The sequence below is a fragment of the Burkholderia sp. SCN-KJ genome (assembly GCF_024656005.1).
In the GTDB taxonomy this organism is placed as follows: domain Bacteria; phylum Pseudomonadota; class Gammaproteobacteria; order Burkholderiales; family Burkholderiaceae; genus Burkholderia.
Window position 1 is genome coordinate 1 of record NZ_JANKOG010000039.1, and the last position, 13,515, is coordinate 13,515.

Consider the following 13,515-nt stretch of genomic DNA (forward strand, 5'->3'; position numbering starts at 1 on the left):
CCCCCCGCCCCCCCGCCACCCCGCCCCCCCGCCACCCCGCCACCCCGCCACCCCGCCACCCCGCCACCACACCCGCCCGCGAACGCAGTTTCCATTGTCTCCCCGCGCGCCGCACCCACCCGCCGGCTGTCCGCCGCCCCCGCTCGCCCGATTCCTCGAAATACCCCCCTTTCCCGGCTTTGCTCGACCGATCGGCGTTTGACGGGCGCATGAATAATCGGTGTCACTGGAAAACGGCATTTCGCCGTACCCGACTGGAGGCCCCGTGGCAGACGAGAGCGATCTCGACAGAACCGAAGCCGCCACTCCGAGGCGCCGCGAGAAGGCGCGCGAGGAGGGGCAGGTCGCGCGTTCGCGCGAGCTGGCTTCGTTCGCGCTGCTCGCGGCCGGGTTCTACGGCGCGTGGCTGCTCGCGGGTCCGTCGGGCGCCCACCTCCAGACGATGCTGCGCGGTGCGTTCGCGTTCGACCGCGCCACCGCGTTCGACACGCACCGGATGCTGTCGGCGGCCGGCAGCGCGAGCCTCGAGGGTCTCGCCGCGCTGCTGCCGATCCTCGCGCTCACCGGCCTCGCCGCGCTGCTCGCGCCGATGGCGCTCGGCGGCTGGCTGATCTCGCAGAAGACCTTCGAGCTGAAGTTCGACCGCCTGAACCCGATCTCGGGCCTGGGCCGGATGTTCTCGATCCAGGGGCCGATCCAGCTCGGGATGTCGCTCGCGAAGACGCTCGTCGTCGGCGGGATCGGCGGGATTGCGATCTGGCGCAGCAAGGACGAGCTGCTCGGCCTCGCGACCCAGCCGCTCGGCTCGGCGCTCGCCGATGCGCTGCATCTGGTCGCCGTGTGCTGCGGCACGACGGTCGCCGGGATGCTGGTGGTCGCCGCGCTCGACGTGCCTTACCAACTCTGGCAGTACAACAAGAAGTTGCGCATGACGAAGGAAGAAGTGAAGCGCGAGCATCGCGAGAACGAAGGCGATCCGCACGTGAAGGGCCGCATCCGCCAGCAGCAGCGCGCGATCGCGCGGCGCCGGATGATGGCCGCCGTGCCGAAGGCCGACGTGGTCGTCACGAACCCGACGCACTTCGCCGTCGCGCTGCAGTACACGGACGGCGAGATGCGTGCGCCGAAGGTCGTCGCGAAGGGCGTGAACCTCGTCGCCGCGCGCATCCGCGAACTCGCGGCCGAGCACAACGTGCCGCTGCTCGAGGCGCCGCCGCTCGCGCGTGCGCTGTATCACAACGTCGAACTCGAACGCGAGATTCCCGGCTCGCTGTACTCGGCCGTCGCCGAAGTGCTCGCGTGGGTCTACCAGCTCAAGCGCTTCCGCGCGGAAGGCGGCGCGTTCCCGGCCGCACCGGTCGATCTCGACGTGCCGGCCGACCTCGACAAGGGGTCGTCGGTATCGGCCGACGACGAGCGTGAAGAAGCCGAAGACACGCTCGGCAAGCAAGGGAACGCAGCATGAGCACCCCGACCACCGGCCTGTTCGCCAAGCGCGCGAACCCGTTCGCGGGCACCAACCTGCGCGCGCTCGCGGGCCCGATCCTCATCTGCATGATCCTGGGGATGATGATCCTGCCGCTGCCGCCGCTGCTGCTGGATCTGCTGTTCACGTTCAACATCGCGCTGTCGGTGATGGTGCTGCTCGTCAGCATGTACACGATGAAGCCGCTCGACTTCGCGGCGTTCCCGAGCGTGCTGCTGTTCTCGACGCTGTTGCGGCTGTCGCTGAACGTCGCGTCGACGCGCGTCGTGCTGCTCGAAGGCCACACCGGCCCCGACGCGGCCGGCCAGGTGATCGAGGCGTTCGGTCACTTCCTCGTCGGCGGCAACTTCGCGGTCGGCATCGTCGTGTTCGTGATCCTGATGATCATCAACTTCATGGTGATCACGAAGGGCGCGGGGCGGATCGCCGAAGTGTCCGCGCGCTTCACGCTCGACGCGATGCCCGGCAAGCAGATGGCGATCGACGCCGACCTGAACGCGGGCCTCATCAACGAAGAGCAGGCCCGCAAGCGCCGCCTCGCCGTGTCGCAGGAAGCCGAGTTCTACGGGTCGATGGACGGCGCGTCGAAGTTCGTGCGCGGCGACGCGATCGCGGGCCTGATCATCATGGCGATCAACGTGATCGGCGGGCTGATCGTCGGGATGGTGCAGCACGACATGAGCTTCGCCGCGGCCGGCACCAACTACACGCTGCTGACGATCGGCGACGGCCTCGTCGCGCAGATCCCGTCGCTCGTGATCTCGACCGCGGCCGGCGTGATCGTGTCGCGCGTCGCGACCGACGAGGACATCGGCACGCAGATCACCGGCCAGCTGTTCACCAACCCGCGCGTGCTGACCATCACCGGCGCGATCATCGTATTGATGGGGCTGATCCCGGGCATGCCGCACTTCGCGTTCCTCGCGCTCGGCGGCGGCGCGATCTGGCTGGCCCGCACGCAGACGCGTCGCGCGGCGGCCCGTGTGGCGGCCGGCGACGTGACCGAGATCGCACCGCCTGCCGCGCTGCCGGGCGACAGCCACGAGGCGACCTGGGACGACGTGCAGCTGATCGATCCGCTCGGCCTCGAAGTCGGCTACCGGCTGATCCCGCTCGTCGACAAGAACAGCGACGGCGAGCTGCTCAAGCGCATCAAGAGCATCCGCAAGAAATTCGCGCAGGAAATCGGCTTCCTGCCGCCGGTGATCCACATCCGCGACAACCTCGAGCTGCGGCCGAACGCATACCGGATCGCGCTGAAGGGCGTCGAGATCGGCACGGGCGAAGTGTTCCCGGGCCAGTGGCTCGCGATCAACCCGGGCCAGGTGACGGCCGCGCTGCCGGGCGCCACGACGCAGGACCCGGCGTTCGGGTTGCCGGCCGTGTGGATCGATGTCGCGATGCGCGAGCAGGCGCAGGTGTACGGCTACACGGTCGTCGATGCGAGCACGGTCGTCGCGACCCACCTGAACCATCTGGTCGTGCAGCACGCGGCCGAGCTGCTCGGCCGCCAGGAAGTGCAGTCGCTCGTCGAGCGCACCGGCAAGGATGCGCCGTCGCTCGTCGAGGACCTCGTGCCGAAGACGATCTCGCTGACGACGCTGCAGAAAGTGCTGCAGAACCTGCTCGAGGAAGGCGTGCCGATCCGCGACATGCGCACGATCCTCGAGGCCGTGTCCGAACACGCGGGCCGCGGCGACGCGTACGAGATCACCGCCGCGGTGCGGCTGTCGCTCGGCCGGGCGATCACGCAGCAGTGGTATCCGGGCGCGGGCGAGATGCAGGTGATGGGCCTCGATGCGAATCTCGAGCGCGTGCTGTCGCAGGCGCTTGCCACCGGCGCGAACCCGGGCCTCGAACCCGGCCTCGCGCACAACCTTCTGACCGGCACGCAGCAAGCGATGCTGCGTCAACAGAATCTCGGGCTGCCGCCCGTGCTGCTGGTGCAGCACGCGCTGCGCGCGATGCTCGCGCGTTTCCTGCGCCGCAGCCTGCCGCAACTGAAAGTGCTGTCGTATGCCGAAGTGCCGGACACGCGCACGATCAAAGTCGTTAACGTCATCGGGGGTTCCGCTTGAACATTCGCAAATTCACCGGCGCGACCAGCCGCGACGCGCTTCGCCTCGTGCGCGAGGCACTGGGTGCCGACGCCGTCGTGCTGTCGAACCGCACGCTCGATGACGGCAGTGTCGAAATCGTCGCGCTCGCCGATTCGGATCTCGCCGCGGTCACGCCGCCGGCCGCGGCCCGGGCGCGCAGCCTCCCGCGCACGCCGGAATCCGTGCCGGCCGCAGCCGTGCCGGGCATCGTGTCGCGCCCGGGTGCCGGGCTCGCGCGCCCGGCCGTCAATCCGTATGCGGCAGGCGAGGGCGGGCTTCCGGACGTGTTTTCCTCGGTATTCGGCGCGCGCGCCGAAGCGACGGAGCCGGCCGCGGAATCGACCGCGTTCGACGCGGATGCCGACGCGCACGCAACGGCCGCGGCATCGGCTGCGCCGGTTGCGCCCGTTGCGCCGATCACCGCTGCCGGCACGCCGGCGGCAGCGTCCGAACCCGCGCCGTGGCTCGTCGAGCACGCGAAACGCCTGACCCAGCAGCGCGAAGCGCTGATCGCCCGCGCGCAGGCCGCGCCGGCCGCGCCGCAAGCGCCGGCCCGCACGCAGCAGGACGCCGCACCCGCGACGCCGGCCGCCTGGGCGCGCGACATCGTGCGCGAAGCCGAGCGCCGGATGCCGCCGGCCGCCGCTGCGACGGCCCGCCAGGGCGAAACGGGCGCCGCGAAGCCGGCCGAACGCACGCGCCTGTCCGCCGAGGCCGCCGCCGCGGTGGCCGACGCGGTGAAGGCGCGCGTCGAGAGCATCGTCAACGACACGGTGATGCACGAGCTCGGCGCGATGCGCGGGATGATGGAAGCGCAGTTCGACAGCCTGATGTGGCACGACCGCCAGCGCCGCAGCCCGGTGCACGGCGCGCTGACCCGGCACCTGTTCTCGGCCGGCTTCTCCGCGCAGCTGGTGCGCATGCTGGTCGACAACCTGCCGTCCGGCGACGGCGCGCAGACTTTCGAGCAGGCCGCCGACTGGGCGCAGTCGGTGCTCGCGGCGAACCTGCCGGTGCTCGAGAGCGAAGACGCGCTGATGGAGCGCGGCGGCGTGTTCGCGCTGATGGGGCCGACCGGCGTCGGCAAGACGACCACCACCGCGAAGCTCGCCGCGCGCTGCGTGATGCGCTTCGGCGCGAGCAAGGTCGCGCTGCTGACCACCGACAGCTACCGGATCGGCGGCCACGAGCAGCTGCGCATCTACGGCAAGATCCTCGGCGTCCCCGTGCATGCGGTGAAGGATGCGGGCGATCTCGAGCTTGCGCTGTCCGAGCTGCGCAACAAGCACATCGTGCTGATCGACACGATCGGCATGAGCCAGCGCGACCGCGCGCTGTCCGACCAGATCGCGATGCTGCACGGTGCGAACGCGCCGGTGCAGCGCCTGCTGCTGCTCAACGCGACGAGCCACGGCGACACGCTCAACGAGGTCGTCCAGGCCTACCGCAGCGCGGCCGACCATCCGCACGCGGCACACCCCGATCTCGCCGGCTGCATCCTGACCAAGCTCGACGAGGCGACCCACCTCGGCGGCGTGCTCGACACGGTGATCCGCTACAAGCTGCCGGTCCACTACGTGTCGACCGGCCAGAAGGTGCCGGAGAACCTGTACGTCGCGTCGACCAAATTCCTGCTGAAGAGCGCGTTCTGTGTACCGCGCGACGGCTCGCCCTTCGTGCCGCAAGACGAAGACATGCCGACGCTGCTGTCCGCGCTGACGGCACGTTCCACCGCCGAGCTGCACGAGGTGCGATTTGGATAAACGGATCATCGACCAGGCCGAAGGGCTGCGGCGCCTGCTGGCCGGGCGCGCGTCGCGCATCGTCGCGGTGACCGGCGGGCCGGCGGGCGTCGGCTGCACGTCCACCGTCGTGAACCTCGCGGCGGCGCTGACCGCGCTCGGCAAGGACGTGCTCGTCGTCGACGAGCGCGCCGACGTGCACTCGGCCACGGCGACGCTCGCGGGCGCCTGGCTGCGCGACGGCGAACGCACGCGCGTCGCCGCCGGCTTCGGCCTGTGCGCGGCCGCGCGGCTCGCACGCGACGGCTACGACGATACGGAACTGAGCGACTTCATCGACGGCCAGGCCGACATCGTGCTGGTCGACGCGCAACTCGGTGCCGACGGCGGGTTCTCCGCGCTCGCGCGCGAGGCGCACGACGTGCTGATCGTCACGCGGGTCGCCGCGCAGGCGATCACCGAGGCGTACGCGTGCATGAAGCGCCTGCATTTCGCGCACGCGGTCGCGCAGTTCCGCGTGCTGACCAATCACGTCGGCAGCCACGCCGACGCCAGGACCGCATTCGACAACCTCGCGGGCGTCGCGAGCCGCTACCTGACGGTGTCGATCGCCGACGCCGGCTGCGTGAACGCCGATCCGCTCGTCGAGCATGCGCGCGACCTGATGCATACCGCGGTCGACGCGTTTCCGTCGTCGGCCGCCGCGCGCGATTACCGGCAGATTGCCGCCGACCTGCTGTACTGGCCGATGCGCCCGAGCGCGAGCGCGGGCGCGGGGCGCGCCGTGCATGCGGGCGGCAAGCCGTCTTACGAGGCGGGTGCGGCGCACGCCGCGTGAGCGCCACCGCAAGGAGAGAGCCATGATGTACAACGCTCAGGGAAAGATGACCCAGGCCGACGTGCTCGCGCAATACGCGCCGCTCGTGCGGCGCCTGGGGCTGCAGCTCGTCGCGAAGATGCCGGCGAGCGTCGACCTCGACGACCTGATCCAGGCCGGCATGATCGGCCTGATGGACGCGGCCGGCCGCTACAAGGAAGACCAGGGCGCGCAGTTCGAGACCTATGCGACCCAGCGCATCCGCGGCGCGATGCTCGACGAGCTGCGCAGCAACGACTGGCTGCCGCGCAGCCTGCGCAAGACGTCGCGCGAGGTCGAGCACGCGGTGCACCAGGTCGAGCAGCAGCTCGGCCGTTCGGCGAGCGAGACCGAGATCGCGCAGCACCTGAAGATGCCGCTCGACGAATACCAGGGGATGCTGCAGGACCTGCACGGCAGCCAGCTCATCTATTACGAGGATTTCGACCGCGCGGCCGACGACGAGCCGTTCCTCGACCGCTATCGCGTCGATCACGCCGATCCGCTGTCGGCGCTGCTCGACGACCACCTGCGCGAGGCGCTCGTCGACGCGATCGACCGGCTGCCCGAGCGCGAGAAGCTGCTGATGTCGCTGTACTACGAGCGCGGGCTGAACCTGCGCGAGATCGGCGCGGTGCTCGAAGTCAGCGAGTCGCGCGTGTGCCAGCTGCACAGCCAGGCCGTCGCGCGCCTGCGCGCGCGGTTGCGCGAACAGGCTTGGGTCGGCGCGGAGAACTGACCCCTTTCATTGCGCGCCGCGCGCCGATGCCGCGCGCGGCGCGCATTTCCCGCGCCGATTTGCTACAATCCCTCCCGTTTTCCGAGGAGCGTTGCGACGGACCATCCTGCGTCCGCCAGGCTCGGAAAGCTTCACCAAGCAGCCGTGCGGCGATATTTGCACCGGCCCCGCTTCCTGAACGGCGCTCACGTCACCAATTTCTAGAACTTTTTTAGAAAGGAGGGCGTGATGAACGCCATTATCGATTCCAAGGCTTCCACCGATTACATCGTCGCCGACATGGCGCTTGCCGGCTGGGGCCGCAAGGAACTGAACATCGCCGAGACCGAAATGCCGGGCCTCGTGCAGATCCGCGACGAATACAAGGCGCAGCAGCCGCTGAAGGGCGCGCGCATCGCCGGTTCGCTGCACATGACGATCCAGACCGGCGTGCTGATCGAGACGCTGAAGGCGCTCGGCGCGGACGTGCGCTGGGCGTCGTGCAACATCTTCTCGACGCAGGACCACGCTGCAGCGGCGATCGTCGAAGCCGGCACGCCGGTGTTCGCGTTCAAGGGCGAGTCGCTCGACGAATACTGGGAGTTCTCGCACCGCATCTTCGAATGGCCGAACGGCGAATTCGCGAACATGATCCTGGACGACGGCGGCGACGCAACGCTGCTGCTGATCCTCGGCTCGAAGGCCGAGAAGGACCGTTCGGTGATCGCGAAGCCGACCAACGAGGAAGAAGTCGCGCTGTACAAGTCGATCGCGAAGCACCTCGACGCGGACCCGACCTGGTACTCGACGCGCCTCGCGCACATCAAGGGCGTGACCGAAGAAACCACGACCGGCGTGCACCGCCTGTACCAGATGGAAAAGGACGGCCGCCTGCCGTTCCCGGCGTTCAACGTGAACGACTCGGTCACGAAGTCGAAGTTCGACAACCTGTACGGCTGCCGCGAATCGCTCGTCGACGGCATCAAGCGCGCGACCGACGTGATGATCGCGGGCAAGGTCGCGGTCGTCGCGGGTTACGGCGACGTGGGCAAGGGCTGCGCGCAGTCGCTGCGCGGCCTGGGCGCGACCGTGTGGGTCACCGAAATCGACCCGATCTGCGCGCTGCAGGCGGCGATGGAAGGCTACCGCGTCGTGACGATGGAATACGCGGCCGACAAGGCCGACATCTTCGTGACGGCGACCGGCAACTACCACGTGATCAACCACGATCACATGAAGGCGATGCGCCACAACGCGATCGTCTGCAACATCGGCCACTTCGACTCGGAAATCGATGTCGCGTCGACCCGCCAGTACCAGTGGGAAAACATCAAGCCGCAGGTCGACCACATCATCTTCCCGGACGGCAAGCGCGTGATCCTGCTGGCCGAAGGCCGCCTCGTGAACCTCGGCTGCGCGACCGGTCACCCGTCGTTCGTGATGTCGAACTCGTTCGCGAACCAGACGCTCGCGCAGATCGAGCTGTTCGTGCGCGGCAACGAGTACGAGAACAAGGTGTACGTGCTGCCGAAGCACCTCGATGAAAAGGTCGCGCGCCTGCACCTCGCGCGCATCGGCGCGAACCTGTCGGTGCTGTCGGACGAGCAGGCTGCGTACATCGGCGTGCAGAAGGACGGCCCGTTCAAGCCGAACCACTACCGCTACTGATGCGCCGCCGCCGCCGTGCCGCGTGCGTCCCGCATCGGGCGGGCGCGGTACGGCGGCACGGTGCCGGATCGCCGGCCGTCGCGTCATGTCCGCCGCTGCGCGGGCACGCGCGGCGGCCGGCGGCGGTCACCGAGCATTGACCGACCAGATCGACCAGATCGACAACCGAACCGGAGCCCTCCATGAGCGTCATCCTCACCTGGGTCATCAACGCCCTCGCGCTGCTGATCATCACGTACCTCGTGCCGTCGATCCACATCAAGAGCTTCGGCACCGCGCTGATTGTCGCGGTCGTGCTCGGCCTGATCAACACGGTGATCCGGCCGGTACTGATCCTGCTGACGCTGCCGGTCACGATCGTCACGCTCGGGGTGTTCATCCTCGTCGTGAACGCGCTGTGCTTCTGGTTCGCGTCGTCGCTGCTGAAGGGTTTCGAGGTGTCGGGTTTCTGGTCGGCGTTCTTCGGTTCGATCCTGTACAGCATCGTGTCGTGGCTGCTGTCCGCGCTGATCTTCGGGCAGCGCGACATCGGCTGACGGCCGGGCCCACTCTTGCGAATCATGAAACCGATCGAACTCTCGTTTGAATTCTTCCCGCCGAAGACGGCGGAGGGCGTCGAGAAGCTGCGCGCGACGCGTGCGCAGCTGCTGCCGCTGAAGCCGAAATTCGTCTCCGTGACGTTCGGCGCCGGCGGCTCGACGCAGCAGGGCACGCTCGATACCGTGCTCGACATGCAGAAGGACGGCCTCGAGGCCGCGCCGCACCTGTCGTGCATCGGCTCGTCGCGCGACAACCTGCGCGCGATCCTCGACCAGTACCGCTCGCACGGCATCCGGCATATCGTCGCGCTGCGCGGCGACCTGCCGTCGGGGATGGGCGCGGTCGGCGAGCTGCGCTATGCGTCCGAGCTCGTCAGCTTCATCCGCGCCGAGCATGGCGACTGGTTCCACATCGAAGTCGCCGGCTATCCGGAATACCACCCGCAATCGCGCTCGCCGAAGGCCGATCTCGAGAACTTCGCGCGCAAGGTGAAAGCCGGCGCGAATTCCGCGATCACGCAATACTTCTTCAACGCCGACGCGTATTTCCGCTTCGTCGAGGATGCGCGCAAGCTGGGGGTGGACGTGCCGATCGTGCCGGGCATCATGCCGATCACGAACTTCTCGCAGCTGATGCGCTTCTCGGAAATGTGCGGCGCGGAAGTGCCGCGCTGGATCGCGCGCCGGCTCGAGAGCTTCGGCGACGATCGCGACGCGATCCGTGCGTTCGGCGCCGACGTCGTCACGAGCCTGTGCCAGCGCCTGATCGACGCAGGCGTGCCGGGCCTGCACTTCTATACGCTGAACGCGGCGGCCGCGACGCGGACGATCTGCGAACGGCTCTCCATGTAAGCGTCATCACGCGGTTGCATGCGTCAAAAGCCCCGCCGGCAAAACCGGCGGGGCTTTTTTTCGCTGCCGGTCGGCCGGTCGGCCCGCCGCGCCGGCGTCAGCGCTGCGCCTGCATCAGCGGCGGGCGCCGGTCGAACCACGGCCGCGCCTGTTCGAGCTGGCGCGCGAGTTTCAGCAGCAACGCATCGTCGGTGTGGCGCGCGACGAACTGCACGCCGATCGGCAGCCCGCGCGCGTTCCACCAGAGCGGCACCGACATCGCCGGCTGGCCCGTCAGGTTGAACAGCTCGGTGCAGCCGGCCCACGCGAAGGCCTTCTCCGACGCCTTCGCGAGCATCTCGCGCAGCAGCGGCTTCACCGGCAGCGCGCCGAGCAGCTTCATCTGCGCGGCTTCGAGCGGCGTCGGCTGCAGCTCGCCGATCTTGACCGGCGGCCCCGCGAGCGTCGCGCACAGGATCGCGTCGTAGCGCGACACGAGGCCCGCGACCTGCACGGTGAGCTGGCGCTGCCATTCGAGCACGTCCGGCAGGCGCGCGCGGGCGACGCGCTTGCCGACGACCGCCATCACCCACGTCGCCGGCTCGAACTCCGCGCGCTTCGGCGTGCGCCCGGTCAGCGCGCGCGCACCCAGCACCAGATCCTCGGCGATCGTCGCCCACAGCGTGAGAAAGGTTTCGGCCGCGCGCGCGTAGTCGATGTGCAGCGTCGCCGGTTCGACGTGATGGCCGAGCGATTCGACCAGCGCGGCCGCGTCGTCGAGCGCCGCGCGCGTGTCGCCGGCGAGCGCCGGCGCGAGCATCGGGTCGACGACGAGGCCGATCCGCAGCGGGCCGGGCGGCGCGTCGAGCTCGCCGAGAAAGGTGCCGGGCGCGCCGGGCGGCAGCGTCTGGCCGGTCGTCACGTCGAGCAGCAGCGCACTGTCGCGCACGCTGCGCGACACCGCATGCTGGACGACCAGCTCGCCGTTCGACGGCAGGTCGACCAGCACCGGATTGCGGCTCGGCTTCAGGCCGAACAGCCCGCAGCACGACGCGGGGATCCGGATCGAGCCGCCGCCGTCGGACGCATGCGCGAGCGGCACGATGCCGGCCGCGACGGCCGCGGCCGCGCCACCGCTCGAGCCGCCGGGCGTGTGATCGACGTCCCACGGATTGCGGCACGCGCCGAACAGCTCCGGTTCGGTGTACGGCATCTGGCCGATTTCCGACGTGTTGGTCTTGCCGAACACGTTGAGCCCTGCCGAGCGGCTGCGCGCGATCAGCGGCGAATCGTCGGCAGGGGCGAAGTAGCGGTAGTGCCGGCTGCCCATCGACAGCGGCAGCCCGGCGACCGCCGCGCCCAGATCCTTGACGAGATACGGGACGCCCGCGAACGGCGCGTCGGCGCCGGTGTCGCCGGCCTGCTCGGCCCGCTTGCGCGCGGCGTCGTAGTCCTGCAGCACGATCGCGTTGATCGCGCCGTTCACCGCTTCGGCCTGGCCGATCGCGGCGTCGAGCAGTTCGCGCGGGCTCGCCTTGCGTTCGCGCACGAGCGTGGCGAGGCCGATCGCGTCATGCGCGAGATAGTCCGAGTGCATCGCAGTCACCCCCGTTGTGACTCGTGGCGATGAAAGGAGGATAACGCGGGCCCGGCGCGCCGGACCCGCTGCCGGCGGCCTTTACAGGTGCTCGGCGAGGAACGTCAGCGTGCGGCCGTGCGCGAGCGCCGCGGCGCGCTGGTGGTACGACGCGCGGTCGGTGCAGTTGAAGCCGTGCTCGGCGCCCGGGTACAGATGGAACGACGCGTTGTGGCGGCCCGCGAACGCGGCCTTCACCTGCTCGACGGCGGCGAGCGGGATCGCGTGGTCGTTCTCCGCGTAGTGGAACAGGATCGGCTGCGTGATATTGCCCGCGAGGTCGAGCGCATTCTGGATGCCGCCGCCGTAGTAGGCGACCGCCGCATCGACCTTGCCGGCCGCGGCCGCGCGGTACGCGAGCTGGCCGCCGAAGCAGTAGCCGATCGCGGCGACCTTGCCGGCGACTTCGGGGCGCGCGCGCAACGCGTCGGCGGCCGCGCCGATGTCCGCGACCGCGAGGCCGACGTCGGTCTTCTTCATCAGCTCGATGCCCTTGTCGCGATCGGCGCCTTCGTAGGTCAGTTCGACGCGCGGCTGCGTGCGCCAGAACACGTCCGGCGCGAGCGCGACGAAGCCGTCGGCCGCGTACTGGTCGGCGACCGCGCGAATGTGCGAATTCACGCCGAAGATTTCCTGGATGATGACGACGGCGGGGCCCTTGCCGCGCTTGGGCAGCGCGAGATAGCCGCCGAAGCTGTCGTTACCGGTCGGGATGTCGATCCATTGGGCTGTCACGTTTGAACTCCTGGCGAACGGGCGCGCGACGTGCGCGCCGCGGATGGAAATAGGGGCGGCCCAGTGTGCCACCAATCCTCGGACGCTGCAGCGCGCTTAAGCGGCGCGCCGGCCGGGTGCGCGCGGCTCGAACCCGCGTGCCGAACCCGCTTCTCGCGCAGCGATCGTTTCGATCTCGATTATTCATTTTTCGGCGGCGGGCGGCTTCGATAGAGTCGACGTGTCGGCCTTTACAAAGCGCTTTCGCGCATCGCCCCCAAAGGATTCGCCATGCCAGCCCGTGCATTTTCCACCCCGTTTTCCGAACGCTTCGGCCTGTGCCTGCCGCTCGTGCAGGCGCCGATGGTCGGCGCGACCACGGCCGCGATGGTCGCGGCCGCGTCCAACGCCGGTGCGCTCGGCAGTCTCGGCGGCGGCGCGTTCGAGCCGGACCGTCTCGCTACCGAAGTCGCCGCGATTCGCGCGGCGACTTCGCGTCCGTTCGCCGTGAACCTGTTCGTGTTGCCCGACGCCGCGCCCGACGCGGCGACCGTCGCTCGCGCGCTCACGGCAATCGAGCCGTTGAACGCGACGCTCGGGCTGCCGCCGGGCAGCGCGAGCGCGCGTTACGCGCCCGACTTCCGCGCGCAGCTCGACGCGCTCGTCGCGCTGCGCGTGCCGGTCGCGAGTTTCACGTTCGGCGTGCTCGACGCGGCCGACGTCGCGCGCCTGAAGGCCGCCGGCACTTACGTGATCGGCACCGCGACGCACGTCGCCGAAGGGCTCGCGTGGCGGGCGGCCGGCGCCGACGCGCTGTCCGCGCAGGGCGCCGAAGCCGACGGCCATCGCGGTACCTTCATCGGCCCGGCCGACGATGCGCTGATCGGCACGCTCGCGCTGGTGCCGCAGCTCGTCGACGTGCTCGACGCCGAATGGCGCGCGGTGCCTGCGTAAACGATTCGACGGCCGCCGGAACGGCTCGCGTCGGCGCACGAAACGCGCGCGTTGTCACGCGCGTTTCATTCAATGATCCCGCGCACAAAATACCGAATCGAAATGAAACGGGACTGCTTTAAATCAACCTTTCTCCAGGCTGCCTGGAATTAGCGGAAACCCTTATCCGGCGGGGCTTGCAGCGATATTCGAGCAGTCATTCCAACGTGCCCGTATCGGTAGTGTTACCACTACCCCAAAAAAGTCCCACAAATTAATTTGATCACCTACAC

General features: G+C 69.2%; 10 protein-coding genes, 1 pseudogene and 1 riboswitch. Of the genes and pseudogenes, 9 read left to right on the forward strand and 2 right to left on the reverse strand.

Annotated features, from left to right (window positions below; genetic code table 11):
• Nucleotides 1-265 precede the first annotated feature (265 nt).
• The 8 genes from flhB to metF all read left to right on the forward strand — a co-directional run bounded on the left by flhB (nt 266) and on the right by metF (nt 9,960).
• On the forward strand, nt 266-1,465 hold the full coding sequence (gene flhB, locus NQV17_RS34860; RefSeq protein ID WP_257775723.1) for a flagellar biosynthesis protein FlhB: 1,200 nt from the start codon (nt 266-268) through the stop codon (nt 1,463-1,465).
• A complete protein-coding gene (gene flhA / locus NQV17_RS34865; protein ID WP_257775724.1) occupies nt 1,462-3,564 on the forward strand; it encodes a flagellar biosynthesis protein FlhA in 2,103 nt (700 codons plus the stop codon). The genes flhB and flhA overlap by 4 nt, the downstream gene beginning before the upstream one ends.
• Complete coding sequence (flhF, locus tag NQV17_RS34870; RefSeq protein ID WP_257775725.1) at nt 3,561-5,348, forward strand: flagellar biosynthesis protein FlhF; 1,788 nt, start codon at nt 3,561-3,563, stop codon at nt 5,346-5,348. The genes flhA and flhF overlap by 4 nt, the downstream gene beginning before the upstream one ends.
• Nucleotides 5,341-6,165: a MinD/ParA family protein gene (locus tag NQV17_RS34875; protein WP_257775726.1), complete on the forward strand. Its 825-nt coding sequence runs from the start codon at nt 5,341-5,343 to the stop codon at nt 6,163-6,165. The genes flhF and NQV17_RS34875 overlap by 8 nt, the downstream gene beginning before the upstream one ends.
• Nucleotides 6,166-6,187: 22 nt before the next feature.
• The gene (locus tag NQV17_RS34880; RefSeq protein WP_044846366.1) at nt 6,188-6,922 is read left to right on the forward strand and encodes an RNA polymerase sigma factor FliA; all 735 of its coding nucleotides are present in this window, start codon (nt 6,188-6,190) and stop codon (nt 6,920-6,922) included.
• 77 nt (nt 6,923-6,999) lie between these two features.
• Nucleotides 7,000-7,116, forward strand: a riboswitch (S-adenosyl-L-homocysteine riboswitch).
• Nucleotides 7,117-7,150: 34 nt separating this feature from the next.
• Entirely contained in the window at nt 7,151-8,569 is a 1,419-nt protein-coding gene (gene ahcY / locus NQV17_RS34885; protein WP_044846365.1) for an adenosylhomocysteinase, read from the forward strand.
• A 182-nt stretch (nt 8,570-8,751) separates the two neighbouring features.
• A complete protein-coding gene (locus NQV17_RS34890; protein ID WP_011882923.1) occupies nt 8,752-9,105 on the forward strand; it encodes a phage holin family protein in 354 nt (117 codons plus the stop codon).
• A gap of 24 nt (nt 9,106-9,129) precedes the next feature.
• Nucleotides 9,130-9,960, forward strand: a complete 831-nt coding sequence (gene metF / locus NQV17_RS34895) for a methylenetetrahydrofolate reductase [NAD(P)H] (protein WP_257775727.1) — start codon at nt 9,130-9,132, stop codon at nt 9,958-9,960.
• A gap of 97 nt (nt 9,961-10,057) precedes the next feature.
• Here metF and NQV17_RS34900 read toward each other — a convergent pair whose 3' ends face one another.
• Nucleotides 10,058-11,536 carry an amidase gene (locus NQV17_RS34900; protein WP_257775753.1) on the reverse strand — a complete coding sequence of 493 codons (1,479 nt, stop codon included), beginning with the start codon at nt 11,534-11,536 and terminating at the stop codon, nt 10,058-10,060.
• Between the two features lie 81 nt (nt 11,537-11,617).
• Complete coding sequence (locus NQV17_RS34905) at nt 11,618-12,310, reverse strand: dienelactone hydrolase family protein (RefSeq protein WP_257775728.1); 693 nt, start codon at nt 12,308-12,310, stop codon at nt 11,618-11,620.
• A gap of 270 nt (nt 12,311-12,580) precedes the next feature.
• On the opposite strand from NQV17_RS34905, the pseudogene NQV17_RS34910 reads away from it, so the two are divergent.
• Nucleotides 12,581-13,207, forward strand: a pseudogene (locus NQV17_RS34910) (nitronate monooxygenase); the annotation flags it as partial.
• Between the last annotated feature and the right edge of the window lie 308 nt (nt 13,208-13,515).